The sequence below is a fragment of the Yersinia sp. 1652 StPb PI genome, assembly GCF_041538345.1.
GTDB classification, from domain to species: domain Bacteria; phylum Pseudomonadota; class Gammaproteobacteria; order Enterobacterales; family Enterobacteriaceae; genus Yersinia; species Yersinia enterocolitica_E.
Genome location: NZ_JAULSM010000001.1, coordinates 2,257,840 through 2,284,828, shown reverse-complemented (window position 1 = coordinate 2,284,828; position 26,989 = coordinate 2,257,840). Strand labels below are relative to the sequence as shown.

Genomic DNA, 26,989 nt, shown 5'->3' with positions numbered 1-26,989 from the left:
CTATCGATTAGAAAGAAAAGCATCGACGATTAACCTGCTCGATGCTTTAAATTCCGCCTGACTATCTGTTATTGCATCAATTATATAAGGTTGAAATGTTCAGCATTCGCTATTTAAACGGGCATTCTATATTCAATGACGCCGGGTTTCTCAGCAATCCAGTTATACAGTTTTTGAGCCGTCAAATTACTCTCCTGAGTATGCCAGTATAATCGAGCACATTGGCGCTCCTGTGCCTGTCGGTTTACATATTCAATGAGCTGTTTACCAACATGTTTACCTCGGGATTCTGGGGTAACAAACAGGTCTTCTAAGTAACAGAAATCATTGATGGCCCAGCTTGAACCGTGAAAAACATAATGAACGAAGCCAAGAATTTTTTGGCCTTCTCGCGCTACTGCACAATACATCGGGATCTCTGCTGCAAAGAACCGTTTCCATGTTACTAGCGTTGCCTGTTCCGATAACTGAACGTTATAAAATTTCTGGTAGTCCAGCCAATAGGGCAGCCATTTAGCGTAATCATCTACTTGTACTGGGCTCACTGAAATAGTATTTGTATTATCAATCATATCAACCTCTTGCATTCATAAATAGAAATATAAACCTTTAGAGATTGAATCATAGTTTTTATAGTGGTCTTACATAAGGTACACTTTCTTCATTTTTCATGGATCCACTTTACAATGAAAAAGAACGATGCCAACTTCCCCAGTTTATTGCTTAAGAAAGGCGTAATTAAAGAGCAGTTTCATCATGCGCTAAAAGAATTGATCCTCAATGGGCAATTAAGGTCGGGAACTAAACTACCTTCCAGCAGAACGCTTTCTGAAATGATGTCAATTTCCAGGAATTCGGTTATTTCGGGTTTCGAACGCTTGATTGATGAAGGCTATCTAATTACCAAGAAGGGCGCGGGTACTTATGTTTCATCCATTATTCCTGATGAAATGATTCATATACAAGCTACTTCCCAATACCAATGTGCTGATGATAAAAATATCGAACTCAATATTAATCCGCAGATGAAAGTAATGTCTTCAATTTGGGATAAATCCTCACCTTATACCGGACAAAATCGAATATTTAGTATTGGAATAGGGTGTACAGATTTATTTCCTCATGAACTTTGGGGGCGGTTATTAGGGCGAGCGTGGCGGCAGTTTCGCCAGCAGATTGGGCAATTAAATGAACCTTTAGGATTTCAGCCATTAAGGATGGCAATATCTGATTATGTTCGAACCACACGTGGTTTAAATTGTAATGAAGACCAAATACTCATTGTTAATGGGACTCAACAGGCAATGAATTTGGCGGCACAAGTTCTGTTGCAAAGGGGCGATGAAGTTTGGCTGGATGAACCAGGATATGATGGTGCTTTAGGTGCATTTACTTCTATGGGTGCCAAAATTTGCCCTGTAATCAGTGATAAAGACGGTATGGATATTTCCTATGGCATCAGGCGCTGGCCAAATGCCAAAATGATTTTCACTTCTCCTTCACATCAATTTCCCCTGGGCGGAACATTGAGTTTATCGAGGAGGATGGCTTTACTTGACTGGGCGGCTGAAAATAAAACGTGGATTTTTGAAGATGACTATAATAGTGAATTCCGCTATACCGCTCCGCCGATACAAGCTCTTCAGGGGTTGGATAAACAACAACGAGTAATTTATGCCGGAACCTTTTCAAAAATGATGTTCCCCGAATTTCGCTTAGGTTTCCTGGTGATACCGAATAATCTTATTGAGTCATTTAAGCTCGCTAAATACTATGCAGATACGCGTACATCTTATTTAGAACAAGCCACACTGGCCACTTTTATTTCTGATGGTCATTACGCCCGCCACGTGAGACGGGTCAGAAAAGCCTGCTACGAACGTAAAAAAGCAATAATAGACGCCATACAACGATATCTGCCAAATAGTTTTAAGATTGAACCTGCTGATTCAGGTATTCATATTGTCTGCTGGTTATTAGACAATATGAAAGAGCAAGATATTATCGATAAATGTCGTAAAATTGGGCTAGGGGCACAACCACTTTCTCGTTATTGCCAAACAAATTCGCCAGAACAGGCTATTTTATTAGGTTTTGCCGCTCATTCACCTGCGGAAATCGTAGCAGGGATACAGCGGCTGGGCCAAATAATTGCCTAAATAGTTTAGTTAACCACCCCAGCGGCTTCGAAGGTAACTGACTGCTTCTTGGGTCTGTGGTTGGTTGAGGTTATTCTCTCTAAACAGAATCGTTCCGGTGATTTGTGGTACTGACTCGTTCCAATCGAGCTGCTTTTTCAGCTCTGGCACGCCCCCATTATTCGACCATTCAGGCTCATTTTTTGAAGGTTCGCCCACTTTGTACAGGGCAATACCAATATAGAGCCGTGTTTTTGTGGGTTTCACCACGCTAACCCACCATTTGGCTAGCACATCATAACGGGCCACTTGGCGTGAGAAGGGCCAATAAAGCTGCGGAGCAATGTAATCCAGTAATCCCAGTTGTACCCAGAGGCGGGTATCTGCATAAGCTTCATCATATGCTGCCGCTCCTCGCGTGTCGGAACCTGCTGGGTCGTGTGAACGGTTACGCCAGACACCAGAAGGGCTGACGCCGAATTCAACGTTGGGTTTCAATTGCTTGATAGTGCGTGAAACTTGTTGAATAAGTTGCAGAGTGTTGTGCCGTCTCCAGTCCGCTTTTGATTCAAATAATTGACCATACTCTTTGAATGTCTGGCTGTCGTTCAGGGCTGAATCTGCTGACTCGGCATAAAAATAATCATCAAATTGCACACCGTCAATAGGATACTGTGCAACGACTTCGGCCACGATACTGGTGATCCAGTCCCGTACCTCAGGGATACCCGGGTCGAGGACAAAGCGCTCGTTTGCGGTGCGGACCCAGTCGCGATGTAGCACAAATACGCTGGCCGGATGTAGCGACAATGTACGGTTCAGTTCTGTCACAGTAGCCGGCTTGGTATTGACAGATACCCGATAGGGATTGAACCAGGCATGGACTTTCATGCCACGTTTGTGCGCTTCATCCAGCATAAACTGCAGGGGATCGTATCCAGGATCCTCACCAATATTGCCCGTCAGCATATCTGACCATGGCAAAATTTTTGATGCCCACAGTGCAGTTCCATCAGGCTTAATCTGGAAGAACACGGTGTTGATACCGAGAGTTTTTAGCTTATCTAACTTATCGGTCAGTGCTTGCTGCTGCTGGCTGATGCGGATAGCAGAACTGCTGGCATTGACTGACGCTACCGGTGGCCAGTCGAGGCGGGAAACAGTCGCCAGCCAGACACCGCGCACCGGCTCCTGACTCTGCTGAACTTTAGTCACCGAAGGTAGCGGGGTGACTAGCGACCTCGGCGGTTCGGAGGAGCAACTGGCAAGTAAAAGAGTACAAGCGAGAAGTACACCCCGCGGTGTAACTTTAGTTACAGAGTGAAAGCGATGAGAACAGGCGATAATACTCTCCAGTTTTTGGTAATTGCCTGGCAAAGAAACCGACTATCCTCTGCTAAAGTGCAAGCAGCGGCTATGGTCATCAGTGGCAAAAATAGACAATACGGACATTTTGTCCTCTAGTTTGTTTAATTTTTCAATTGTTTTATTTAATTCTTCTATTGATAACTTCTTCTTTATCTTACTGTTAATGGTGTTAAAAGGCATAAACCGGAGCTAAACAGGCCAGTTGAGCCTTAACTAACGCCAGCAGGGATTGTACTTAATATCTGAGTCAGTATTCAATGGTGCCTTATTTATTATTCCTTCGAGCAGAATTATATTCAAATCATCCGATTCTTGTATCCAAATACATGAAATTTGATTTTACTCATTGCTGTGGATACTCGCACATCCTTCCCATAGTCACGTAGACTTGCGCGGATCTTCAGCTAACGAATAGAGGAATTATTTTATATGACGGAAAATATATTTACTAACTTCCCAGACGCCGCGAGACAGGCGGCATCAGAAACTTTCGAAGAGTTGATATCTCAACCAAATGTCCGTATTGAACGCATAATATCAACCGGGCAATCGAGTTCGCCAGATTTCTGGTATTGTCAGCCGCAAAGTGAGTGGGTGATGGTTGTACAGGGATCAGCATGTTTGCATTTTGCAGATGAACCGGGCGTTCGTGAACTACACGCCGGGGATTTTGTTAATATTCCAGCCCAGTGCCGGCATCGGGTAGCATGGACCGATCCGAATGGTCCGACTATCTGGTTAGCGGTGCATTATGGCGAGTTAGTTGATAAATAATAATCTTGGGATAATGGCATAAATAATTTTAGGTTCGCAAACTTCTGCGCTATTTGCCATACATAAGGAAGTGAAATGAAGTATTCATGGTTATCAGCCTTTTTTCTCTGCCATTGCGTTTTTGCATATTGCCCTGATGAGGATTTGCAGGTTACTTTCCAGGGGAAGTTGATTGAATATATCTATCCTGGCCCGCCAAACTGGGAAAGCATTAAAGATGGTGATGAGGCGGTAAAGAATGATTTCCTGCAACTTGAGTTTCCTTTTGGGTGCGACATAGTGACCGATGGGGAAAATATTTCGAACGTACAGCTTATCTTTCTCCGTGAGTCCAAAACCTCATCGAAAGAAGCCAAACACTGGCTGAACAAAAACGTAATAGTAACAGGAAAAACAATGTACGCGCAGACGGGCTGGCATTATACGACAGTTCTGCTGTTGGTCGACGAAGTGAAGGAAATTCTGACGACGTTAACCCCAGTGCAGAAAAAAGATATGTTGGTTCAGTTTTTACAATTCCAGCAGGCGTTGCAAGAGAAGAAGGGGACCGAACTGAAGCCTTATTTTATATTTCCTTTAACAGGTGATACATGGGGGCTATTACCAGATGTTGAGCCGGAACAGCCGGAAACACTCACCGACACGGTATTTGAGCGGTATGCGGTAAAAATCATCGAGAACCTCCAACCGCTGAGTAAGATAATAGTCAATCCGGATGACATGACAATAAACCAATACAGGGTTAATGCATTATCTGCAAAAGAACAAAAGCGCCACTATTTCTCTGATGATAGAGATGGCGTTTTTTATTACAAAGAGAACGGCCAGCGTTATTGGGTTGAAGGTGCTTGCGATACTGTTGCGGGTGGTGAATTCGATGATGACAGTTTAACGTTTTATCAGGGAACTGAGGCTAACAAACAAATACCGGGATTTTCAGAAAACTGTGATGGCGCATCATCATTTACATTTAAGTTAATTGACGGGAAATTGCGTCTGGTGAGTTCATTTACCGCAGGTTAACAGATTAGATTAATACGTGTTGGCGACAGTGCCTAACGATAATGTCGACAGAGGCTGGGGAGTGAATATATGAGAAATCACTCCTGACAACATAACGAACATTCATCAAAATCTGCAATGAACAACAATGAAGATCACAACAAAATAGCGAGGGGCATCATCAAAGGTAACTGACGGATTTGTGATGGTGGCACAGATAACCATGAAGTTATGGGTCGCGCCAATCAATTTAACATAATATACATTATGCGCACCAAGGTGCTGTTAGGTAGAATCTGAGGGTTTAGGCTTTATCATGTATGTGGTTGTTCATTATTTAAATCCCTTCGTTGGTACGCCAGTTCAGGGGAAACTTGCCTGCCCAGGTTGTATATTCAAGCTTCAATCCAGTGTGCTTGCCAAGCTCCTGGCAGTTGTTCCGTACTCACGAACATCTGTACATTGCGCTGGCGTAGTTCACGCTTCATATTTTACGGTCCGTCATTAATTACTCAACTATCTTTGGCTGGGCCTTTTGAGTTATCTACGTTCTACTAAAAACAGCACTGGAATCGTCTTCCAGTGCTGTGGTTGGATCATTGTTCAAATACGATATTAAGGCACTTCACTTTGCTAACGCGACTTCCAATGCAGAAATATCATCAGAGCTGAGTATGGGAATTAACCGGGCTAATTCGTCTTCAGATTTGTCGTAAATACTTAAATTTAGAATGCGTGTTACGACATCTTGTGTAAAACGAAATTTAATAACGCGTGCCGGATTGCCACCAACAACAGCGTATGGCGGAATGTCTTTTGTAACAACACTCCCAGCTGCGATAACGGCACCCTCACCGACCGTAATTCCAGGCATAATCATGCAACGCATACCGAGCCAACAACCATCGTTCAGCACGGTGTCCCCCCGGGGCTGATATGAGTTTTTTATCATACTCATAAATGGATAAAGGCTAATAAAATCAGTACAATGATTGTTATTGCCCCCCATCAAGATAACTGTTTCAGCTGCAATACAGACATAATCTCCGATGATAAGCCGATCTGTATGCCCAAGCGGCTCCCATTCCTGACTGATGGTATCCCCATGCAGGTATCGAACGACTGATCTTTCAAATCCCTGATCCCAGCTATCGCTGTAGTAGCTATGTTGGCCTTTGATTTCAATATTTGGATTTTTAACAGTGAGATGGAGATATTCCACTCTCGACCAATGTTTCTCTTTCATGACTTTTCCCTTTCAAAAAGAAAGCCACGGAACATTTTAATTTCGTGGCAGTGACTACACGCTCAAATAATCACTGCATTCAGTTATTCGGGGATGGAACAACAGCGGACAGAGGTAAAAATTCATATTCATCACGATCTCCTTTTTATCTATTTTAAGCAAATTATCTTATATGTTCAATCTGGCGATGAACCTCGCCCGAATGTGCAAAAATCCTAAAAGCAGCTGATCCACTGGATAAAACCCGCAATGAGAACAATACTTACCTTTCCACTGGAATAAGGCTTCACATAACCGTAAATATTATTGATGAGAGGATACTATGAAATTATTTAAAGCAATGACAACATTAGTTCTTTTAGGGGCATTCTCTTCCGGTGCCATCGCCGCCGAATTGTTAACTAAAGACGAACTGAGTAAAAGCCCAGATCAATACGAAAAAATCGGCAATATTGTTACTGCTGGCGAGTTAGCGCCAAGTGATGCTAAGGAAGAATTGTCTAAAAAGGCTGATGAGCTTGGTGGGGATTACTTTGTTGTAACATCAGCAAATACCAACACAAAAATTCATGCTACTGCTGATGTTTATAAGAAAAAATAACCATGATAGTTTGCTCGGTAATATCAGAATGGGCTGTGAAGTGACAGCCCATTTTATTAGAGGGCAAATCTTCCTGATTGCCTGTTTTTTTGTTACACCGTCACCAATACCCCCCTTTTTAATCCTATTTAGATCCGGTATGCTCGAAATATGTCAGAAAATCTTGTGGATCTGAAACGTGATTCCAGTAGTCAACTTAAATTATCTATTTCAATATAAATCAGTAAATTACCACAACTCATACTGGTGCGAATAATGAGCCAATCGATAGTGCGCAATTCCGCTCTGCCATTATTGGTTGCTGGCGCTTTCTTTATGGAAAATCTCGATGGGACAGTTATTGTCACCGCCATACCGCAGATGGCGACGGCATTTGCAGTACATCCCATTGATATGAATATTGGTATTTCTGCTTACATTCTGACACTGACGGTTTTTATTCCTGCCAGTGGTTGGATTGCCAATCGCTGTGGCGCTCGTAATATCTTTGCTGCCGCAATGATTATTTTCACATTAGCATCAGTGCTGTGTGCATTAAGCACTGATCTGATGACATTTACTGCCGCAAGAATTTTGCAGGGTTTTGGCGGTGCGATGATGGTCCCGGTCGGTAGGCTAATTGTATTACGTAATACGGCCAAACCTGATCTGATCAAAGCCATCGCCACCATTACCTGGCCCGGATTGGTGGCCCCGATACTCGGGCCTCCTGTCGGGGGCTTTATTACTACCTATGCTTCTTGGCACTGGATATTTATATTAAATGTTCCATTGGGGATCATTGGGTTATGGCTTGCATGGCGGTTAATACCGCAGGAGTCGCCACAGAAAGAAACGCCTTTTGATACCCTTGGTTTTCTGTTAACCGGCGCTGCTTGTTTTAGCCTGATGTTTGGTCTGGAATTATTTAATCATCAAAACTTGTCACGCTTAATCCCACTATTCTGTATTGCAGGCAGCCTGATACTAGGTTCACTGGCGGTGTATCATGCAAAACATCAGGTATTCCCATTGGTTGATTTGTGGGCTTTGCAAATAAAAAGTTACAGTGTCACTATCTGGGGTGGAGGTTTATTCCGAATGGCTATTGGTGCCGTTCCCTTCTTGCTGCCGTTGCTATTTCAGATAGGTTTTGGCCTGAGCGCTTTTAATGCCGGTTTGTTAGTGTTGGCGGTGTTTGCTGGTAACCTGGTAATGAAACCTTTTACCTCTGCTATCCTCTATCGCTTTCATTTCCGCCCTACACTATTGGTTAATGGTTTACTCAATGCCGCGACTATCTTTGCCTGTGCGTTTATCACGCCAGAAACACCAACAACGCTGATTATTATGTTGCTGTTTATCAGCGGATTGACGCGTTCAATGCAGTTTACTGCGTTCAATACGCTGGCTTTTTCTGAAGTGCCAGGCCCGAAAATGGCCGGTGCCAATACGCTATCTAATATGGCGCAACAGATGGCAATTGGCCTGGGCATTGCCATCGGAGCCTTAGCGCTGCGGATAGCTGAGTGGTTTCACCCCCATCGCGCAGGCGTGATCCCATTGGAGAATTTCCAGATAGCATTTGTGGTTATCGCGCTGGTCGCATTACTATCGTTAGTAGATACAATAACCCTTAGCGGTGATGCGGGCGATGAAGTACGTAAGAAGCCATCACGACGCTAAAATGTGTAGTGGACTATGCCGGAATAGCTTCCTTCTGTAGTTAAGAGTATGTTAATCATATCAATTATATTATTAGCAACGAAAAATAAGGAATGTGTATGATCGTTTTCGTCACTGGTGCAACCTCAGGGTTTGGTGAGGCAATCGCTCGAAAGTTTATTAGCCACGGTCATCAGGTTATCGCGACAGGTCGTCGTCAGGAGCGTTTGGAAGAATTGAAGGACGAATTGGGTGAGCAGTTACATATCGTACGTTTAGATGTACGGAATCGAGCGGCTATTCAGCAAGTTATCGATGAGCTACCTACCGAACTAAAAGATATCGATCTGTTAGTTAACAATGCCGGTTTGGCATTGGGGTTGGAACCTGCACATAAAGCCAATGTTGAAGACTGGGATACGATGATTGACACCAACACCAAAGGTTTGGTGAATATGACTCGTGCATTATTGCCCGCAATGGTGGCACGTAATGTGGGTCACGTGATTAACATCGGCTCTACTGCCGCCAACTGGCCGTATGCCGGTGGTAATGTTTACGGAGCCACGAAAGCGTTTGTGAAACAATTTAGTCTGGGTCTGCGTGCTGACTTGCACGGTACACATATTCGTGTGACGGATATTGAGCCTGGTATGGTCGGTGGCACTGAATTCTCCGCAGTTCGTTTCAAAGGCGATGGCGACAAAGTCAATAAAACCTACGATGGTGCTAATCCACTGATACCTGAGGATATCGCTGAAGCCGTCTATTGGGTTGCTACGCTGCCAGCACGGGTCAATATTAACTCACTGGAGATGATGCCAGTCAGTCAATCTTTTGCTGGGCTGAGTATTCATCGCGAAGGTTAATATCAGGCGTTATCGGGTAAAATTGGGCTGGGGCTATCACCGCCCCACCCTTAATTTATCCGCCAGTCGCAACAATAATCAGCATGCTTGGCGTCGGGTGTTTTTAATATAAAATTAACTCTGATTTTGAACATTGGGTCTTACAAACTTAGGGGGGATATATAAATCAAAACCTAAGCTCCCACAATACTCTCTAAACATATTTATAGAACCAACGCCGCATTTTTCGTACATTATAGCTAATCTATTTTCTATTGTTCTGTGTGATAAAGAAAGCCTTTTCGCTACCATTTTAGTAGTCATAGGTTGTAATATGAAAAAGATTATCTCAAGTTCTTTTTCGCTAAACAGATCTGTTGGCGGGGTAAGTGTTAATACTGAAGGTGTACGGCGGTCTATATATTGAGAAAGAGAAATAAAATTTAATTTGCTGGCATTTGTTAATGTTCCAATACATTCACCGATTTTATTGTAAATAGGAAACCTGGGTAAATAGTAGGGTTCTAGTATTCTATCTCGGCCATAAAAATTGGTTGAAATAATGGCCACGCGTTTTCCACTCTTTTCCGCTTTTCTATCATTTGCTTGATATTGTTCAGCAAATTCCGCCCAATCAGCCGGACATTCGTTATCTAACCGTCCCTCGATATCAAAACCAGCAGGTAAATTTAAAAAATCCAGACCGGCTTGATTTACGTACACGTAACGCGATTGGCAATCTCTTACAACCCACGGTTCATGGCTGTGTTCCATAATGGAAATCAGCGGAAGTGAATTCAAGGATTTTACGACTAAATTTTTTGAATCCGATGGCTTATTTTTTTCATCCATGATTAGCTCAGCCTCTCAAGTTATTTTTAATAAAAAAAGAATGTGACCATTGAGTGCAACCCTTTAAAGTATACTCAACAGAATCTGCGATATCAAGATGGTCTCGAAGGCGCTTTAGTTATCTATTATTTATTAATCTTAAGTTAATTACCCTCCCTGCCTTAACATTATTTTGGAAAATAATCATAAACAAACCCATTATAATAAATTTAAATATTCATTACTGCATGAAACTTAATGGATGCTATCATATTGAAGTGGTGATTTTAACAAAGTTATTGTAATAAAGATTTTTGTGTTTAGGCATTTTATCTATATGCATACCAAAAGACAAATCAACTAAAAATATAGTCGAAACTTTATTATATATAATATCAATGACTGCGTATTAGTTTTAATTAATATCATCATAATCACATTGAGTACAATAAAGAAAACGAGGGGGCCATCACTGCCCCGCCCTTAATTTACTCGCCAGCCCGCGACAATAATCAGCATCCCAGTCAGAGCGACCCCCGCACCGACCCAATCGAACAGTGAAAGTTTCACGCCATCCACTACCCGTAACCAAATTAGCGCTGTCGCGACATAAACCCCACCGTATGCCGCATAAACACGCCCACTGGCAGCGGGATGCAGTGTCAATAACCAGACAAACATTGCCAGACTGGCCGCCGCGGGCAGTAATAACCAGAGAGGGCCTCCTTTACGTAACCACAAATAGGGCAAGAAACAGCCAATTATCTCAGCCAGTGCGGTAACAAAAAACAGTAACGACGTCTTTAACATGTTCAGATCTCTTGATATTGCCAGCAAGGCAAATGTTTAAAATTAACATTAGGTTACTCTACATATTCCCGACAAACCTGTCGCTGACTGGTTTATATACCGAAAGCAATGATATAATTTTTTATCCGCTGATAGCGTGCCAGTAAACCACATGATGATTTAACATCACCGACTAATAAAGGACTTAAGACGATGAAAATAACTAGCCTGCCACGCCTGACTCGTGCGTTTCTACCGCTAGCTTTGGTTATGCTTGCCTGGCAAACACCGGCCCTGGCACAGGCGACCAATTGCACCCAAGGCAGCACTTGTGTTTCTGTTGGTGGTAGTAATGATTCGATGTCCAAAGAACAGGCTCGCCAAAGCCAACAGCAATGGGATGATACTCATCGCCTGCGCAATAAAGTTAACACCCGGGTTGAAAAGAACTTTGATAAGTTTGATCGGGCTGAAGATGCGAAAGACAACTGCGACCGCAGTGAAAATTTGAACGCCTATTGGGAGCCTAACACGCAGCGCTGCCTGGATCGGCTATCAGGTCGCCAGATTAATCCGTAATGGGTGGCTATGGCTTGAGGTTATGAGAATCTGGACTATCCTTTAGGCACGGCTTAAGAATCAATATGTTAGGCAAGCTATTCATCCACATAAGGATTTTATGATGAAAAAAACGCTTATTATCAGTACATTGTTGTTATCGCTGGCCCCTTTGGCTGCTCTGGCATCTTGTGAAAGTGTGAAAGCAGATATCACGCAGAAGATTATCAATAATGGGGTGCCTGAATCCGGCTTTAAACTGGATATCGTTCCTAATGATCAAGCTCAGCAAACTGGCGGTCAGGTGGTTGGACATTGCGAAAATGACAGCCAGAAAATTGTTTATACCCGCATAACCGACAGCGAGTAATTTCGCCGTCACCGGTCTGGGTGTGCCTTTCGGTACACCCTTTTGTTTTATCAATAATTTATTTCTGCATTTCTCAATTTTTACTGGTCATTCATTTGGTAGCAAGTAACAATCGATGACAAGTAACACACTCTCCGTCAACTTACCTATCAATCACCAAAGTATGGGGTTTACCTCACTATGTCAGTCAGTAGCGTTGCATGAAACGGCCTGCCCACCTGTATTACTATCGCGCCATGCTGCGTCGACTACTGATTTCGATCATGCTGGGTATGATGGCAGCCTTGATTGTTTGGTTATTCCATCAAGCAATGTTGGGCTTGGAGTGGCTGTTATTTGCCCGAACTGATGGCAGTCTGGTAGCCGCTGCCTCTTCTATTACTGGCTGGCGACGCGCATTAACCCCCGCATTAGGTGGTTTGGCCGCCGGTGCTCTTTTATGGGGATACCAGCGTTACCAAAAACAAAAGCCCAGTGCGCCAACTGATTACATGGAGGCCATCGAGATTGGTGATGGCCGGTTAGATGTTTCCGCCAGTCTGGTTAAGTCCCTCGCTTCATTACTCGTGGTCTCCAGCGGCAGTGCGATTGGTCGCGAAGGGGCAATGGTGCTGTTGGCCGCTTTGTTTGCGTCCGTTTTTGCTCAGCGCTATGCCAAACCTAACGAATGGAAGCTTTGGGTTGCCTGTGGTGCCGCCGCCGGGATGGCCAGCGCCTATCATGCGCCGCTGGCGGGCAGTCTATTTATTGCAGAAATTCTGTTTGGTACGTTGATGCTGGCCTCACTTGGGCCAGTAGTGATCGCAGCCGTCAGTGCATTGCTCACTACCAACCTGCTGCACGGTGGCCAGGAAACCCTTTATCAAGTGCAAGCGCTACCATCACCGTGGCCAATACAATATTTACTGATGGCACTATTAGGCTTGCTGGCTGGCTTCTGTGGCCCCTTGTTTTTAAAAGGTATGGCCGCCAGTGGAGATGCTTTCCGCTCGCTGAATCTTTCTCCCCCATTACAGCTTGCGCTGGGGGGGATAATTGTCGGGCTATTATCGCTGATTTTCCCTGAGGTCTGGGGCAATGGCTACAGTGTGGTGCAGTCACTGTTGACAGCTCCGCCAGGGGTTTTATTGATTGCCGGTATATTGATATGCAAATTGTTGGCCGTATTAGCCAGTAGCGGTTCAGGTGCTCCGGGCGGGGTATTCACCCCGACCCTGTTTGTTGGGGCCGCGTTGGGCATGTTGTGTGGGCAGATGTTTGCCTGGTGGCCAGCTCTTGGTGACAATATTGCGTTGTTGATGGCACTAACCGGTATGGCGACGCTATTGGCTGCGACCACTCATGCCCCTATCATGGCGGCATTAATGGTTTGCGAAATGACGGGCGAATACACCCTACTCCCAGGATTACTATTATCCTGTGTTATTTCAACAACAATAGCCCGATGGTTGCGTCCTATTTCGGTATATCATTCACGCTAAAATAGGCAACTAATGCAATAGCGGATAGCCACTATTAATTTAATCAGCCCAAAGGGATAAATAGATGATCAGCCGATCGCCGTCAAATCTAAATATTTCGCCAGCGGCTTCTCTTCTGGATGAGGAAGATAAGGTAATTGCCCTAATTGTGGCGCAGGTAACCGTTCGCGCAGCATAGCAATTGTTTCGGCGTAATGAGCTAATCCGGGATTAATTCGATTTGCGACCCATCCCAATAAGGGTAATCCATCGTTGATAATGGCTTGTGCTGTTAATAATGCATGATTGATGCAACCTAATTTAATTCCGACGACTAAAATAACCGGCAATTGTTCCTGTATCACCCAATCAGAATAGAAACGCTGGTCATTCATCATAACTTTCCAGCCACCACAACCTTCGACCACAACCGTATCGGCTTTGGCGGATAAACGTTGTAATCCTTCGGTCATTGCACCGTAATTAATCAGCGTATCCGTGCAGGCATGGATAACATCCCCTTGCAGCGGGAATGGATTAACTTCCTGATAATCCAGCTTTATAGAGGATGAAGCCTGCAAAATAAGCGCATCCTGATTACGCAACCCTTCAGGTGTCTCTTTACTTTCTGTCGCTACCGGCTTATAGCCTACCGCTGTTCTGCCATTTTGGCTTAAGGCCTGAAGTAAGGCCCGTGACACCACGGTTTTACCGACAGCAGTGTCGGTACCCGTTACAAATACACGCGTTAACATAACAATACTCCGCAATCTGGCCACTTAGACTCAAGTCTTTCCGCCTAACATTAGCGAAATTGGCAACATGGATAAAAGTCTAGGCGATGCCGACAACAGACAGCTTGCGTTAGCGCAAGGTTTTGCCGAACTGAGAGAGGTTTTTAACGGATAACACCAAATAATAGGAGGAATACATCGTACATACCCACTAATAATTAACCCATAATTATTAGTGTTAATACCTTACCCTTGCAGCAACTTCACCAATAATGAACCGTTATATAACGCTTCTTTTACTAATGCAGCTCCTGGCATTGTGCCCTGATTAAAAAATGCTGTTGGTTCAACCAGAATATTCTCACTGTAAGCAGGTAGTGCTTGTTGACGAATACATGACGCAATTGCCGGATGTAGAATAGATGCGGCTTTATTTAATGGGGAACCGACCAGAATTTTTTCCGGGTTAAATAAATTGACCATAATGGCAATAATTCGGCCAACACTGTGGCCAACGCCCAGAATAATATCTTTAGCTAACTGATCGCCCGCCAGCGCCGCATCACATAAAGATTCAACATTCAGTGGAGAACTGTGTAATAGCGAACTCATTGAACCATTTAATCGTTGCTGGGCAATTTCCAGCATATTCTCGATACTGGCAACTGTCTCAAGGCAGCCATGATTACCGCAATAACAGCGCTTGCCGTAGGGATCCACCTGAGTATGACCAATCTCCACTACGCTACGACTACCTGCGTGCAATACCCTTCCGGCAGTGATAACACCAGCACCGACGTTATGATCAATCACCACCTGGATGACATTCTGACAGCCACGTGAAGCACCATACAGTGCTTCGGCCATCGTCCAGGCGCAAATATCGTGTTGTAGATAGACAGGTAATCCCGTGCGCTGTTCCAGTGCTGGGCCAAGCAGCATCTCATCAACATCATAAAACGGCATTTTATGCACAATACCCGCCGGGGCATCAATGATGCCAGGCATAGTAATCGCAATCGCAGTTAACCGCTCAAGCTTGTCTTGATGCCGAATAAAGAATTGATCAACTTCATTGAGAATACGATTAAGTAGCGGTTCAGGATGACTATCCGGTAACGGAATTTGATCCTCAACTACCAGTTTACTGCTGAGGTCACGCAAGGCGAGAGTAATAGAACCGCGACTGATACGCCCAGAGACATAATGCCAAGCTTCGGTATCAAGAACTAAACCAATAGCAGGGCGTCCACGGCTGCCAATATCTTGATATTCGGTCTCTTTTACCAGATGAGCCTCAACCAGTTCCCGCACAATCTTCGTGATACTGGCCGGGGCCAGTTGCGCCCGTTTAGACAGTTCAATACGGGATATTGGGCCGAACAAATCAATCAGCCGATAAACGGCTCCTGCATTGGTCTGCTTGATTTGATCAATGTGCCCAGGCTGTCCATCCGTTATCACTGAACCGGCTCCTTCTCTGCCAACCGAGTATTTTTCGCGCTTCTAAATAAAGATTATCGGCTATGTTGGGGCTTTTAGTATATGGCGTCAACTATTTGATTAGTTATGTGATTTACTGCACATAATCACCGGTTTTCTACGGGTTACTGCTGGTTATTTATACCGAGTCAGTTGGCGGGCGTCGCTTGAGTATCCTTAACCATCAAGCGAATCAACGCTTCTGCTGGGGCGGTTACTGGCCGATGTTTATGATTAACCAACCACACTTCGGTGGTGGCATCAGGTTCAGCCAAAGGTAAATATTTCACCCCATCGACTTTTACTCGGGTAAATGAGGCAGGCAGTATCGACACGCCCAAACCAGAGGACACCAAACCGACGATGGTCATCGCCTCTCCTACTTCTTGCGTAATATAAGGCGTGATACCCGCGCGGGTTAATAGTGCGAGGATTTCATCATACAGGGCGGTACCCACTTCACGCGAAAAGAAAACAAAGGGTTGTTCTGCCAGTGAGCTAAATTTAACACTCCCCAAAGGTAAGGCCGCTAAGGGGCTTTTTTCGTGGACAACGGCAACCAAAGGTTCACGTAACAACAGACGATATTGCAGTGCCTCCGGCAATCGTGTATTGCGCATTACGCCAAGATCAAGCCGCCCATCCAGTAAAGGTTCAATTTGCTGTCTACTGTTAACTTCCCGCATTTTGATATGCACTTGAGGATGCAGTTGCCGGAATGCCTGTAAATTTTTAGATACCGTGCTAATAAAAGGTGCCGATGAAGTAAAACCGATAGTCAGTTCGCCGGATTCTCCGCGATGTAAACGCCCCGCTTTTTCCGCTGCCGAATGCACTTGGGATAAAATTTGGTAAGACTCCTTTAAAAACAAGGTGCCGGCTTGGGTCAGGCTGACATTACGGTTGTTACGTGCCAAGAGTCGGGCACCAATTTGCTCTTCCAAACTCTGAATTTGCTGGCTGAGTGGTGGCTGAGAAATGCGCAAGCGCTCTGCCGCCCTACCAAAGTGCAATTCTTCTGCTACGGCAATGAAATAACGTAAATGTCTGAGTTCAATACTCATTGCGCCCCATTGATATGTTTAAAGTCTCATTTCTAATAATTAATATATTAGACAAAAAACTCAGCTATTTCTATGCTCTTCTCATTAAGTGGCTAAATCGAAACAGACAGTCTTTAATTGGGTTATTGATAAGGAAATACCGTGACCACCTCTTTGCGCACTACGACCACCGTAGCGCCGACATCCGCAGCACATGATGATGCAACTTCGTTAGTTCCGCTTCCCGAGGTTACACGTTTAACTAAACGGCCATATATTCAACGTGGTACACCAGAATTTATCCGTGTGACACTGGCTTTCTTTTCAGCAGGATTAGCTACATTCGCCCTGCTCTATTGTGTACAACCCATCCTGCCACTGTTATCTCAAGACTTTAATATCTCACCTGCGGGCAGCAGCTTATCGCTTTCAGCTGCCACCGGCATGTTAGCGTTTGGCCTGATGTTTACCGGCCCACTTTCCGATGCCATTGGACGTAAGTCGGTCATGGTCGTTGCGCTAATGCTGGCGGCTATCTGTACTTTAATTTGTGCCTTTATGACCAGCTGGCAAGGGATTTTGTTGATGCGGGCATTGATTGGTCTGTCCTTAAGCGGCGTTGCTGCTGTGGCCATGACCTACCTCAGTGAGGAGATTCATCCAAGTTTTGTCGCACTCTCCATGGGCTTGTATATCAGCGGCAACTCCATCGGAGGGATGAGTGGCCGCCTGGTGACCGGGGTGTTGAGTGACTTCTTTTCCTGGCGTATTGCACTGGCGGTTATTGGGTTGTTTGCTTTAGCCGCCGCTTGCATGTTTTGGCGAATTCTCCCGCCGTCTAAACATTTCCGCCCAACGTCGTTACGCCCTAGAACATTGGTTATCAATTTCAAGCTGCACTGGCGTGACCCAGGCTTACCACTGCTGTTTGCCGAAGGTTTTTTGATCATGGGCAGCTTTGTCACCTTATTTAATTACATTGGATACCGCTTATTGGCTCAGCCTTATTATATGAGTCAAGCCGTGGTGGGATTATTATCGATAGTGTATCTGACGGGGTCTTATAGTTCACCGAAAGCAGGTTCGCTCACCAGCCGATATGGTCGTGGGCCGGTATTATTAGCCGCAATAGGTATGATGCTGGCCGGTGTTATTATTACCAGTTTCCCCCCTGTGATTACGATTCTTTTCGGCATGATGATATTTACAGCCGGTTTCTTTGCTGCTCACTCGGTTGCCAGTAGTTGGATTGGGCGCCGCGCTCGTCGTGCTAAAGCTCAAGCCTCATCACTCTACTTATTTTGCTATTATGCCGGTTCTAGCGTAGCGGGAACATTGGGGGGCATCTTCTGGCTTAATTTAGGCTGGACTGGGGTGGTGGGGTTTATTGCGACGCTGCTACTGCTAGCACTGTATGTCGGGCAGCGATTACGTAAATTGCCAGAAGCCGCACGAATTTAATCTTTAATTATCGAGATAAAATCTATTGGACGCCAAACTATAATTTGACGTCCTGTCGCCTATGTATCTATTATTAATATGAAACTTAATACAAGATTACTGCTAGTTAGCGTGTAAATTAAGTATCTAACGTATTTAGGGATTTTACGAAAAATATTTCCTTAATTTATTTTTTCAGGAGAACATATGGCAAGTCACTTTCTTACGCTTTGGGACATACTGGTAACAACGTTTTCAATTTTCTTCTTTATTGCTTACTTACTGATTCTATTTCAAGTCATTTCTGACCTCTTCCGTGATCATGAGTTAGGCGGTTTTTATAAAGCAATCTGGATTGTATTTCTGCTTTTCATCCCGCTCCTCACGTCTCTTTTGTATCTCATTACCCGAGGGAAAGGCATGGCGCAGCGTTATCGCGCTACGGTACAGAAATCGGTATCTGATACCAATGATTATATCCGCCAGGTTGCGGGGAAATCACCAGCAGAACAGATTTCTGATGCCAAGAAATTATTGGATGAAGGCACGATAACTGAAAGCGAATACCAGCAATTGAAAGCTAAAGCATTGGCTTAATATTTGAGCTACCTGCACCCAACAAGGCTATATGTCACTTTGAACGACATTTAGCCTTGTTTATTGCGACCTGCGGCCTGTAACACGGCATCAATTTCCTCGATATGCGGCATTGTTTAAATTTGTTCCCTTCCCCTATTTGATATAACTTACTGTAAACTGCCTGATGAAAATTCTTAACAATTGCCTATCTGCGCCATGTGTTTAGAGGCAAACTTTTCTTCCCACTTGCGAGATTCAGGAATGAAACATTCACCGTTGCGGCGTTCGCTATTATTAGCCGGTCTCACCGTGCCATTGCTCAATTTTACACTACCATCCTGGGCGGCTGGGGCGAAAATGTCATTAGATAATCAACTCGCCGAACTTGAAAAATCGTCAAATGGCCGTTTAGGGCTGGCGTTAATCAATACCGACAAAGGCACCAAAGTTCACTATCGTGGCGGCCAGCGCTTTCCATTCTGTAGTACCTTCAAATTAATGTTGGCCGCCGCAGTGTTGGGTCATAGTCAATCTCAGCCAAATCTACTCAGTAAACACATTATTTATCGTGAAAGTGACTTACTCGATTATGCACCGATTACGCGCAAACATTTAGCACAAGGTATGACAGTTGCAGACCTGTGTGCAGCGACCATTCAGTATAGTGATAACACCGCAGCCAATTTGTTAATCAAACAGCTGGGTGGACTCGAGGCGGTTAACCAGTTTGCCCGTAGTATTGGTGATCAGACATTCAGGCTGGATCGTTGGGAACCTGAGTTAAATACTGCCTTGCCAAATGATCCTCGAGATACCACAACACCTGCGGCTATGGCAGCCAGTGTAAACAAACTGGTATTAGGTGATGCGCTTGCAACCCCACAGCGGGAACAACTCACACAATGGCTTAAGGGCAATACTACCGGTGGGGCCAGTATTCGTGCGGGCGTCCCTACCGATTGGATTGTCGGGGACAAAACCGGCAGTGGTGATTATGGTACGACAAATGACGTCGCGGTGTTATGGCCCGCGAAAGGTGCGCCACTGGTATTAGTGGTTTACTTTACGCAGCTTAAGAAAGATGCCGAATCACGGCGGGATGTATTAGCATCGGCCACTAAAATTGTCTTGGCGCACCTAACCTGATTATCGGTGTGGGGTATTATATTAATGCCCCACTCTCTAGCTAAGATCTGATATTGGTTTTTTAAAAAACACCACGCGTTCCGTTTCTTGGAAACCTAAAGACTGATGCATTTTCTGTGAAGCAATATTATCAATAGCAGTATCGGACGCTAATTCGCAGCAACCGTTTACTCGGCCCCAAGTTTGTACAGCAGTAACTAATTGTGCAGCAATTCCCTTTCTTCGATATGTCTCAGTAACGAATATTCCTTCAAGAAAAACTACCGGTGTATTATCGCAGCCATTAACATAATCATGCCGCAGTGAAGCATCGGCAAATCCGACTATATGCCCGGAATCAGCGATAGCAACAAATGAAATTAGCTTATCGGAACAAAAAATTATGTTTTCACCATCGCGATGGTGCGCGTCACTACCATGATTGGGCCAGAGCTGGGTACGCAGTTTTATCCACCCGGATAGTGTGGTCTGATCTATCTTTTTAATTAACATGATCATCTGCTTTAAAGTGGCGTAAAATTGACACTCAAGATAATAGGTATTAACCCAGCAGTAAATCCACCCTGAAAAATCGCGCTATTGAATCTTTTACCATTACGTATAGATACCCCCTTTATTAATGTTAACAACAGACTTTCATGGTGCTGTTTTTACTGATATAACATAATGTATGTTGTAACTAAAACTGGCTTAATTGGAAAAGATAATGGCCAAGTATGATTTGATTGAACGAATGAATGGCAGTTTTGCTGCACTGGAAATTGCATTAGATTATCTCCACCAGCAACTTAATGCGCTCCCCCTACTCGCAGCCCGTGTATTTTCGCTGCCTGAAATTGAAAAAGGTACCGAACATCAACCTATTGAGAAAATCAGCGTTACCGCAAAAGTCGGTAATGAAGCAAAAGAACTGGGGTTACAACATTACCAGCGGTTGTTTATTCATCATCAGGGGCAAAATGCGAGCAGTAAAGCTGCCCTGCGCTTACCCGGGGTACTGTGTTTCACCGTGAGTGATAAGCAACTGGGGGAATGTGAAAATACTATTGCTCAGATTAATCAGTTGAAAAGTGAGTTGGAACATATCATTACCGTCGAATCTGGCTTACCAAGTGAGCAACGTTTCGAATTTGTACATACCCATTTGCATGGTCTGATTACCTTAAATACTTACCGCACCATTACTCCACTTATCAATCCTAGTTCTGTGCGTTTCGGCTGGGCCAACAAACATATAATTAAGAATGTCACCCGTGAAGAGATCTTGGTTCAACTGAATAAAAGCCTTAATGCCGGGCGCGCGGTGCCGCCTTTTAGCCGCGAACAGTGGATGGAATTAATTAGCTTGGAAATTAATGATGTAAAACGGTTACCTGAAAATACCCGTCTGAAGATTAAGCGGCCAGTAAAAGTGCAGCCTATCGCGCGAGTTTGGTATCAGGAACAACAAAAGCAAGTGCAACACCCCTGCCCTATGCCGTTAATTGCTTTTTGCCAGGCACAATCAGCGGCGGAATTGCCTAAGTTAGGTGAGTTAATAGACTACGATATCAACCAAATTAAGCATAAATATAAGCCGGATGCCAAACCTCTGCGGTTACTGGTGCCAAGGCTGCATCTGTATATCGACGTTGAATAAATAATGCGTTGCCAAGAACAATTCCGGTACTATCTATCGTTCCTTTAGGTACTTAGCCACTCTTTTTATCCGTAAAAAACGCCAGTCATAAGGACCGGCGTTAATTGTTTGCTTGGCCGGTGGTTACTTCATACTACCAACCATATCCTCCGGTTTGACCCATTCATCAAACTGTTCCCCGGTCAGATAGCCTAATTTCAAGGCGGCAGCTTTGAGTGTAAGCCCTTCTTTATGGGCCTTTTTCGCAATCTCGGCAGCTTTGTCATAACCAATATGGGTATTCAACGCGGTAACTAACATCAAAGACTCATTCAGTAACTGCGTTATACGGTCACGATTTGGCTCAATACCCACCGCGCAATGTTCATTAAAACCGCGCATACCATCGGCCAGCAAACGAATTGATTGCAGGAAGTTATGAATCACCAACGGGCGGAAGACGTTCAATTCAAAATTACCGGATGCTCCACCAATATTGATGGCCACGTCATTACCCATAACCTGTGCGCATAACATCGTCATGGCTTCACACTGTGTCGGATTCACTTTGCCAGGCATGATTGAACTGCCCGGTTCATTCTCAGGAATCGCGATTTCACCAATGCCGCAGCGAGGGCCGGAGGACAACCAGCGCACATCGTTGGCAATTTTCATCAATGAAGCCGCAAGTCCTTTTAAAGCCCCATGACCATGAACTAATGCATCACAAGCCGCTAATGACTCAAACTTATTAGGCGCAGTGATAAATGGTTGATGGGTAAGCGCCGCAATCTCTTTGGCTACTCGCACGGCATATTCTGGATGCGTATTCAGCCCGGTTCCTACCGCCGTCCCCCCTAACGCCAACTCACACAGATGAGGAATGGTCGCTTCAATATGCTGCAAGCTGTGAGATAGCATCGCCACCCAGCCCGAGATCTCCTGCCCTAAGGTCAATGGTGTAGCATCTTGCAAATGCGTCCTACCAATCTTCACAATCTCGCGAAAGGCGTCCGCTTTGTGTGCCAGTGTCTCCTGCAATGTTTTGAGTTCCGGTAACAGATGTTGCCGCAACCCGATAACCGCAGCAACATGCATCGCCGTTGGGAAGACATCATTTGAACTTTGGCTTTTATTCACATCATCATTAGGATGCACTAACCGATTGTTTCCGCGCTCGCCACCTAACAGCTCACTGGCACGGTTCGCCAAAACCTCATTCATATTCATGTTGGTCTGGGTACCAGACCCGGTTTGCCAGATAGACAGTGGAAACTCACTCGGATGACACTCTTCCAGAACTTCATCTGCGGCGCGCATGATGGCCTTTGCCCGTTCGGCTGGTAGTAGCCCTAAATCCATGTTGACCTGCGCCGCTGCCCGTTTGGTCTGTGCCAGAGCATGGATCAGTGCCGTCGGCATTTTTTCTTGCGAGATACGGAAATGTTCCAGTGAACGCTGGGTTTGTGCGCCCCATAATTGATTTGCTGGTACATCGATAGGCCCCATAGAGTCTTTTTCACTGCGGGTGGTCGCCATCACGGTCTCCTTAGCATGTAGAACTGAACGGTTGAGGTATGTCATACCAGTCTCACTGGCGACATGACACTATCATGGCACATTTGCTGTTACCTTTATGCGATTGATTCGCATTTATATCATTTTGTGATCAATATTCTCATAACGAGCCTGCGGCTAAAACACACTGCTAATTAGCGCACTCATCCTTGTGACCACTCAGTTCAACCATCAAATCTCGGATCCAACCATGGCCAGCATGACTATGACTGCGCTCATGCCAAACTAAGCTGACATCAAATTGCTCCGCAAGCCAGCCAACCTCAACCATCGTGAATCGATCCGATTGCCCCTGCACTTGCCACAATCGTCGTGGAATTAAAGCCACAAGGTCGCTAGTGGCGACTATCTCAGGAACAAAAAGGAATGACGCTGCCGACATAACAACATTACGTTGAAATCCGAATGCCGCCAGAGCATCGTCTATTGGTGTGGTGAAGCTGCCCCCGGAAGGTGAAACAATGACATGCTCTAGTTGGGTAAAATCTTCCATTGTTAACTTGTCTCTAAGCCCCGGGTGGTCCTTCCGCCCGATGAGTACATAAGTTTCATCGAACAAATGGCGTGCTCTTAGACGCGCATGATAGGCACCTTGTGTAATAACCGCTATATCAACCTCGCCACTGGCCAACTGTTGTTCCAACTGGCTCGGATTATAGTGACGAACGGCAATGCGGACCCCCGGTGATCTTTGCCGTAAGGCCAAAACCAGCGGCATGACGACCGCAGCCTGTATGTAGTCAGTACCCGCAATGGTGACCGTCAGTTGCGCCCGCTCGGGATAAAAATCCTTGTGCGATTGCAGCGTGCGGCGCAGTTGGTCCAAAGACGCACGCAGCGGAGTAAGTAGCTCCAGCGCTTTTGCAGTCGGCGTCATCCCCCGTCGCGCAGGAACCAGCAAAGGGTCGTCAAATACCTCTCTCAAGCGATTCAGTTGCGCACTAACTGCGGGCTGGCTGAGATTAAGTCGCGCTGCAGCCTTGGTTACATTCTGTTCAGCAAGCAAAGCTTCCAGGGTGACCAACAGGTTTAGATCTATCCGTGTGGTATCCATTTGGTGGATTCCTTAATATAAAACAATCGATTTCTCTTATCCCTCAGCCGTCATCATAATGCAAGTTCATGTTGTAGGGATTATCAGGAGACAGTTGATGTTATCGAATAGCAAACCACTCATCACAGTTGTGGGAGCATTGAGTAAACAAGGGCGTAGTGTGGTGCGCACGCTACTAGAGAGTCAGCGCTACCGAGTACGCGCGTTAACGCGGCGGGTAGATTCCCCAGAAGCGCAAGAGCTGGCGCGTCAGGGGGCAGAACTCATGGCAGTACCGCTAGAATTGGGCCATAAAGAGACGTTTGTTCAAGCATTTAAAGGGGCATATGGCGCGTTTCTAATGACGCCCGCTATCACGCCGCAGGCGAGCCACGCGGAAACACACGAAACAGCGTTAGGTAAACAAATAGCAGATGCCGCCGTCGAAGCGGGGGTAAAACATATTGTATTCTCTAGTCTGGAAAACGTAGAAAAGATTACCGAAGGGAAAAAGTGGGTGCCACACTTTACCGATAAGAGCCGGGTTGAGAGCTACATTCGTACACTGCCCGTCACCAGTTCATTTATCTACATGGCGTTTTTTTACACTAATCTGCTTGAGTTCTATCAGCCACGAATGGAAGGAGATACTTTAGTCTTTCCTCTCTATCTACCTGAAGATTTTTGCGCACCTTTTGTCGACCCATTGACAGCGACCGGCCCAGCGGTGTTAGCGATTTTTGATGATAAAGACCTGTACGCGGGCCAATCTTTGCCTGTTATCGGGGAGATCATTTCACCCAAAGAGATGGTTGAAACATTTAGCCGTGTGACGGGGAAAAAAGCCCGCTACAGCTCGGCGTTTACACGTGAGGAGCTGTGTCAACACTTCCCCACATTTTCCAGCATTGGGGGATTAGTGGATGAAGTAATCGGTATGGCTGAGTATACGGTAGAGTACGGTTACTTCCGTAAAGAGCGAGATCTGCTTTGGAGCCGACAAGTAAATCCGGCCAGTTTAACCTGGGAACAATTCCTGCGTACCACTGGATGGCAAGGGCAAGCGCTATCTTTTGCCCGGTGATTTTCGCCGTATTTACCTTATCGGTTTTCTCACTTTCCTAAATAAGGGCGTCGATGTTACGCCCTCTTCGCGACATTAAACGGCGGTAGTGCCCGTTTTCGCTCAATTGGCCCCCCCACCCTCCGATTACTACTTGCAACCCCCGTAGCGCCATTGTTTACTAAGGGACAATTTTATTGGGCGGCAGGGTCAGGCGCGATTAGTCATATAAAATAGCTGATTTGTGTGTAACCCTTAATTTGGCCCTTAACAAACGGCAGAACGTAAACATGCAAAAGATGAAGAATGCAGTGCAAAACTACGCTTGGGGCAGTACCGACGCCCTCACTCAGCTTTATGGCATAGCAAATCCACAGGGGAAACCAATGGCTGAACTGTGGATGGGCGCGCATCCGAAGAGCAGCTCACAGGTGGCAGATGCTAACGGCCAGTGGCATTCATTGCGTGATGTGATCGAACAAGATCCCGATGCTAATCTGGGCCATGATGTTTTCAACCGTTTTGGTGAGCTACCATTCCTGTTCAAAGTACTTTGTGCGGCACAACCGTTATCGATTCAGGTTCATCCCAGTAAAACCGCCGCCGAAATTGGTTTTGCCAAAGAGAATCAGGCGGGTATCCCACTGGATGCTGCCGAAAGAAATTATAAAGATGCCAACCATAAGCCGGAACTGGTCTATGCGCTAACACCCTTTCAGGCTATGAATGGTTTCCGTACACTGGAAGATATTCAGGCATTACTCCACCCCTTAGCGGCAGCGCATCCCGATATCGCCGCATTCCTGCGCGAACCGGATACTGAACACTTAGCGGCCCTGTTTGCCAGTTTACTGAGTTTGGCTGGCGACCCAAAAACGCTCGCGCTGGGAATTTTGAAAGCAGCCTTAAATAACCAGTTAGGTGAACCTTGGGATACCATCCGCAGTATCTCGCGTTTTTACCCTGATGACAGCGGCTTGTTCTCCCCCTTATTGCTAAATGTCGTGACCCTGCAACCGGGTGAAGCCATGTTCCTGTATGCTGAAACACCGCACGCCTACCTCAACGGCGTGGCACTAGAGGTGATGGCAAACTCCGATAACGTATTACGCGCGGGCCTGACGCCTAAGTTTATCGATATTCCCGAACTGATGGCCAATCTGCAATTTATCCCCAAACCGGCTGATACTCTGCTGACCACGCCAAAACAGCAAGGCAACGAACTGGCCTTCCCTATCCCAGTTGAGGATTTTGCTTTTTCACTGCATACAGTAACGGCCGAGACTCAAGTGTTGGCACAACCTAGCGCGGCAATTGTGTTTTGTATTCAGGGTCAGGCTATATTGAAAAAACAGCAGCAGGAAATCACCCTACAACCAGGCGAATCCTGTTTTATCCCGGCGAATGAATCACCGGTTACAGTGCAAGGAATTGGCTCTATTGCGCGTGTTTACAACGCAGACTGAACGAAGTCACTCATTTTGTTGTCAATAACTGGCTTTTTGCTGTCGTGATAGATAGATTCCATAGTCGCAATGGCGGAGTTTTGTTATTACACAGAACTCACGCTTGCCGTTTCAGGATAGTTATCGTCGCAATAATATTTGTGTCCGGTTAATCTATGCCTATATTAATTTGGTGAAT

The 26,989-nt window shown here is 45.3% G+C and carries 26 protein-coding genes; 15 read left to right on the top strand and 11 right to left on the bottom strand.

Going from position 1 to position 26,989, the window contains the following annotated elements:
- Positions 1–113: 113 nt before the first annotated feature.
- Entirely contained in the window at positions 114–572 is a 459-nt protein-coding gene (locus Q2T71_RS10520; protein WP_372559033.1) for a GNAT family N-acetyltransferase, read from the bottom strand.
- A gap of 114 nt (positions 573–686) precedes the next feature.
- On the opposite strand from Q2T71_RS10520, the gene Q2T71_RS10515 reads away from it, so the two are divergent.
- Complete coding sequence (locus Q2T71_RS10515; RefSeq protein ID WP_372559032.1) at positions 687–2,159, top strand: PLP-dependent aminotransferase family protein; 1,473 nt, start codon at positions 687–689, stop codon at positions 2,157–2,159.
- A 9-nt stretch (positions 2,160–2,168) separates the two neighbouring features.
- Here Q2T71_RS10515 and Q2T71_RS10510 read toward each other — a convergent pair whose 3' ends face one another.
- Complete coding sequence (locus tag Q2T71_RS10510) at positions 2,169–3,482, bottom strand: glycoside hydrolase family 10 protein (protein ID WP_372559902.1); 1,314 nt, start codon at positions 3,480–3,482, stop codon at positions 2,169–2,171.
- A gap of 453 nt (positions 3,483–3,935) precedes the next feature.
- On the opposite strand from Q2T71_RS10510, the gene Q2T71_RS10505 reads away from it, so the two are divergent.
- Together Q2T71_RS10505 and Q2T71_RS10500 are read left to right on the top strand one after the other, a co-directional pair.
- Positions 3,936–4,280, top strand: coding sequence for a cupin domain-containing protein (locus Q2T71_RS10505; protein ID WP_372559031.1), 345 nt, complete (start codon positions 3,936–3,938; stop codon positions 4,278–4,280).
- Between the two features lie 75 nt (positions 4,281–4,355).
- Positions 4,356–5,303: a DUF4431 domain-containing protein gene (locus Q2T71_RS10500; protein ID WP_372559030.1), complete on the top strand. Its 948-nt coding sequence runs from the start codon at positions 4,356–4,358 to the stop codon at positions 5,301–5,303.
- A 604-nt stretch (positions 5,304–5,907) separates the two neighbouring features.
- Here the strand turns inward: Q2T71_RS10500 and Q2T71_RS10495 are convergent.
- Positions 5,908–6,528, bottom strand: a complete 621-nt coding sequence (locus Q2T71_RS10495; RefSeq protein ID WP_372559029.1) for a CatB-related O-acetyltransferase — start codon at positions 6,526–6,528, stop codon at positions 5,908–5,910.
- 322 nt (positions 6,529–6,850) lie between these two features.
- Here Q2T71_RS10495 and yahO point away from each other — a divergent pair, with 322 nt between their 5' ends.
- From yahO to ydfG, 3 genes are all read left to right on the top strand, one after another.
- Positions 6,851–7,129 carry a DUF1471 family periplasmic protein YahO gene (yahO, locus tag Q2T71_RS10490; RefSeq protein ID WP_372559028.1) on the top strand — a complete coding sequence of 93 codons (279 nt, stop codon included), beginning with the start codon at positions 6,851–6,853 and terminating at the stop codon, positions 7,127–7,129.
- 255 nt (positions 7,130–7,384) lie between these two features.
- Entirely contained in the window at positions 7,385–8,794 is a 1,410-nt protein-coding gene (locus Q2T71_RS10485; protein WP_372559027.1) for an MFS transporter, read from the top strand.
- Between the two features lie 98 nt (positions 8,795–8,892).
- Positions 8,893–9,642, top strand: coding sequence for a bifunctional NADP-dependent 3-hydroxy acid dehydrogenase/3-hydroxypropionate dehydrogenase YdfG (ydfG, locus tag Q2T71_RS10480; protein ID WP_050085366.1), 750 nt, complete (start codon positions 8,893–8,895; stop codon positions 9,640–9,642).
- Between the two features lie 114 nt (positions 9,643–9,756).
- On the opposite strand, the gene Q2T71_RS10475 is transcribed toward ydfG, so the two are convergent.
- Both Q2T71_RS10475 and Q2T71_RS10470 read right to left on the bottom strand, forming a co-directional pair.
- Positions 9,757–10,473, bottom strand: coding sequence for a helix-turn-helix transcriptional regulator (locus Q2T71_RS10475; protein ID WP_372559026.1), 717 nt, complete (start codon positions 10,471–10,473; stop codon positions 9,757–9,759).
- 462 nt (positions 10,474–10,935) lie between these two features.
- Entirely contained in the window at positions 10,936–11,262 is a 327-nt protein-coding gene (locus tag Q2T71_RS10470; protein ID WP_372559025.1) for a YnfA family protein, read from the bottom strand.
- Between the two features lie 192 nt (positions 11,263–11,454).
- Between Q2T71_RS10470 and Q2T71_RS10465 the strand changes: the two genes are divergently transcribed.
- The 3 genes from Q2T71_RS10465 to clcB all read left to right on the top strand — a co-directional run bounded on the left by Q2T71_RS10465 (position 11,455) and on the right by clcB (position 13,650).
- Positions 11,455–11,820 carry a DUF1283 family protein gene (locus Q2T71_RS10465; RefSeq protein ID WP_083158844.1) on the top strand — a complete coding sequence of 122 codons (366 nt, stop codon included), beginning with the start codon at positions 11,455–11,457 and terminating at the stop codon, positions 11,818–11,820.
- Between the two features lie 103 nt (positions 11,821–11,923).
- Positions 11,924–12,169: a DUF1161 domain-containing protein gene (locus tag Q2T71_RS10460; protein WP_372559024.1), complete on the top strand. Its 246-nt coding sequence runs from the start codon at positions 11,924–11,926 to the stop codon at positions 12,167–12,169.
- Positions 12,170–12,369: 200 nt separating this feature from the next.
- Entirely contained in the window at positions 12,370–13,650 is a 1,281-nt protein-coding gene (gene clcB / locus Q2T71_RS10455; RefSeq protein WP_372559023.1) for a voltage-gated ClC-type chloride channel ClcB, read from the top strand.
- Positions 13,651–13,718: 68 nt separating this feature from the next.
- On the opposite strand, the gene bioD is transcribed toward clcB, so the two are convergent.
- The 3 genes from bioD to Q2T71_RS10440 all read right to left on the bottom strand — a co-directional run bounded on the left by bioD (position 13,719) and on the right by Q2T71_RS10440 (position 16,909).
- Positions 13,719–14,384, bottom strand: a complete 666-nt coding sequence (gene bioD / locus Q2T71_RS10450; RefSeq protein WP_372559022.1) for a dethiobiotin synthase — start codon at positions 14,382–14,384, stop codon at positions 13,719–13,721.
- Between the two features lie 225 nt (positions 14,385–14,609).
- On the bottom strand, positions 14,610–15,827 hold the full coding sequence (gene mlc, locus Q2T71_RS10445) for an ROK family transcriptional regulator Mlc (RefSeq protein ID WP_083158848.1): 1,218 nt from the start codon (positions 15,825–15,827) through the stop codon (positions 14,610–14,612).
- A gap of 167 nt (positions 15,828–15,994) precedes the next feature.
- Positions 15,995–16,909, bottom strand: coding sequence for a LysR substrate-binding domain-containing protein (locus Q2T71_RS10440; RefSeq protein WP_372559021.1), 915 nt, complete (start codon positions 16,907–16,909; stop codon positions 15,995–15,997).
- Positions 16,910–17,050: 141 nt separating this feature from the next.
- On the opposite strand from Q2T71_RS10440, the gene Q2T71_RS10435 reads away from it, so the two are divergent.
- The 3 genes from Q2T71_RS10435 to bla all read left to right on the top strand — a co-directional run bounded on the left by Q2T71_RS10435 (position 17,051) and on the right by bla (position 20,053).
- Positions 17,051–18,349 (top strand): MFS transporter, encoded by a 1,299-nt coding sequence (locus Q2T71_RS10435; RefSeq protein WP_372559020.1) that lies wholly within the window; start codon positions 17,051–17,053, stop codon positions 18,347–18,349.
- Positions 18,350–18,535: 186 nt separating this feature from the next.
- On the top strand, positions 18,536–18,925 hold the full coding sequence (locus Q2T71_RS10430; RefSeq protein WP_083158851.1) for an SHOCT domain-containing protein: 390 nt from the start codon (positions 18,536–18,538) through the stop codon (positions 18,923–18,925).
- A gap of 243 nt (positions 18,926–19,168) precedes the next feature.
- Positions 19,169–20,053, top strand: coding sequence for a class A beta-lactamase (gene bla, locus Q2T71_RS10425; RefSeq protein WP_372559019.1), 885 nt, complete (start codon positions 19,169–19,171; stop codon positions 20,051–20,053).
- A gap of 36 nt (positions 20,054–20,089) precedes the next feature.
- On the opposite strand, the gene aac(6') is transcribed toward bla, so the two are convergent.
- Complete coding sequence (aac(6'), locus tag Q2T71_RS10420; protein WP_372559018.1) at positions 20,090–20,545, bottom strand: aminoglycoside 6'-N-acetyltransferase; 456 nt, start codon at positions 20,543–20,545, stop codon at positions 20,090–20,092.
- A 214-nt stretch (positions 20,546–20,759) separates the two neighbouring features.
- On the opposite strand from aac(6'), the gene tus reads away from it, so the two are divergent.
- A complete protein-coding gene (tus, locus tag Q2T71_RS10415) occupies positions 20,760–21,692 on the top strand; it encodes a DNA replication terminus site-binding protein (RefSeq protein WP_372559017.1) in 933 nt (310 codons plus the stop codon).
- Positions 21,693–21,815: 123 nt separating this feature from the next.
- Here tus and fumC read toward each other — a convergent pair whose 3' ends face one another.
- On the bottom strand, positions 21,816–23,210 hold the full coding sequence (gene fumC, locus Q2T71_RS10410) for a class II fumarate hydratase (RefSeq protein ID WP_372559016.1): 1,395 nt from the start codon (positions 23,208–23,210) through the stop codon (positions 21,816–21,818).
- Between the two features lie 169 nt (positions 23,211–23,379).
- Positions 23,380–24,303: a LysR family transcriptional regulator gene (locus tag Q2T71_RS10405; protein ID WP_372559015.1), complete on the bottom strand. Its 924-nt coding sequence runs from the start codon at positions 24,301–24,303 to the stop codon at positions 23,380–23,382.
- A gap of 97 nt (positions 24,304–24,400) precedes the next feature.
- Between Q2T71_RS10405 and Q2T71_RS10400 the strand changes: the two genes are divergently transcribed.
- On the top strand, positions 24,401–25,366 hold the full coding sequence (locus tag Q2T71_RS10400; RefSeq protein WP_372559014.1) for an NmrA/HSCARG family protein: 966 nt from the start codon (positions 24,401–24,403) through the stop codon (positions 25,364–25,366).
- A gap of 269 nt (positions 25,367–25,635) precedes the next feature.
- Positions 25,636–26,811 carry a mannose-6-phosphate isomerase gene (gene manA, locus Q2T71_RS10395; protein WP_372559013.1) on the top strand — a complete coding sequence of 392 codons (1,176 nt, stop codon included), beginning with the start codon at positions 25,636–25,638 and terminating at the stop codon, positions 26,809–26,811.
- Positions 26,812–26,989 lie beyond the last annotated feature (178 nt).

Coding starts and splice junctions, on each gene's coding strand:
- bla (WP_372559019.1), top strand. CDS start 19,169: ATGAAACATTCACCGTTGCGGCGTTCGCTATTATTAGCCGGTCTCACC.
- clcB (WP_372559023.1), top strand. CDS start 12,370: ATGAAACGGCCTGCCCACCTGTATTACTATCGCGCCATGCTGCGTCGA.
- Q2T71_RS10505 (WP_372559031.1), top strand. CDS start 3,936: ATGACGGAAAATATATTTACTAACTTCCCAGACGCCGCGAGACAGGCG.
- Q2T71_RS10500 (WP_372559030.1), top strand. CDS start 4,356: ATGAAGTATTCATGGTTATCAGCCTTTTTTCTCTGCCATTGCGTTTTT.
- Q2T71_RS10460 (WP_372559024.1), top strand. CDS start 11,924: ATGAAAAAAACGCTTATTATCAGTACATTGTTGTTATCGCTGGCCCCT.
- Q2T71_RS10440 (WP_372559021.1), bottom strand. CDS start 16,909: ATGAGTATTGAACTCAGACATTTACGTTATTTCATTGCCGTAGCAGAA.
- Q2T71_RS10405 (WP_372559015.1), bottom strand. CDS start 24,303: ATGGATACCACACGGATAGATCTAAACCTGTTGGTCACCCTGGAAGCT.
- Q2T71_RS10470 (WP_372559025.1), bottom strand. CDS start 11,262: ATGTTAAAGACGTCGTTACTGTTTTTTGTTACCGCACTGGCTGAGATA.
- manA (WP_372559013.1), top strand. CDS start 25,636: ATGCAAAAGATGAAGAATGCAGTGCAAAACTACGCTTGGGGCAGTACC.
- fumC (WP_372559016.1), bottom strand. CDS start 23,210: ATGGCGACCACCCGCAGTGAAAAAGACTCTATGGGGCCTATCGATGTA.
- Q2T71_RS10485 (WP_372559027.1), top strand. CDS start 7,385: ATGAGCCAATCGATAGTGCGCAATTCCGCTCTGCCATTATTGGTTGCT.
- Q2T71_RS10430 (WP_083158851.1), top strand. CDS start 18,536: ATGGCAAGTCACTTTCTTACGCTTTGGGACATACTGGTAACAACGTTT.
- Q2T71_RS10520 (WP_372559033.1), bottom strand. CDS start 572: ATGATTGATAATACAAATACTATTTCAGTGAGCCCAGTACAAGTAGAT.
- Q2T71_RS10515 (WP_372559032.1), top strand. CDS start 687: ATGAAAAAGAACGATGCCAACTTCCCCAGTTTATTGCTTAAGAAAGGC.
- Q2T71_RS10400 (WP_372559014.1), top strand. CDS start 24,401: ATGTTATCGAATAGCAAACCACTCATCACAGTTGTGGGAGCATTGAGT.
- Q2T71_RS10465 (WP_083158844.1), top strand. CDS start 11,455: ATGAAAATAACTAGCCTGCCACGCCTGACTCGTGCGTTTCTACCGCTA.
- tus (WP_372559017.1), top strand. CDS start 20,760: ATGGCCAAGTATGATTTGATTGAACGAATGAATGGCAGTTTTGCTGCA.
- ydfG (WP_050085366.1), top strand. CDS start 8,893: ATGATCGTTTTCGTCACTGGTGCAACCTCAGGGTTTGGTGAGGCAATC.
- bioD (WP_372559022.1), bottom strand. CDS start 14,384: ATGTTAACGCGTGTATTTGTAACGGGTACCGACACTGCTGTCGGTAAA.
- Q2T71_RS10475 (WP_372559026.1), bottom strand. CDS start 10,473: ATGGATGAAAAAAATAAGCCATCGGATTCAAAAAATTTAGTCGTAAAA.
- Q2T71_RS10495 (WP_372559029.1), bottom strand. CDS start 6,528: ATGAAAGAGAAACATTGGTCGAGAGTGGAATATCTCCATCTCACTGTT.
- yahO (WP_372559028.1), top strand. CDS start 6,851: ATGAAATTATTTAAAGCAATGACAACATTAGTTCTTTTAGGGGCATTC.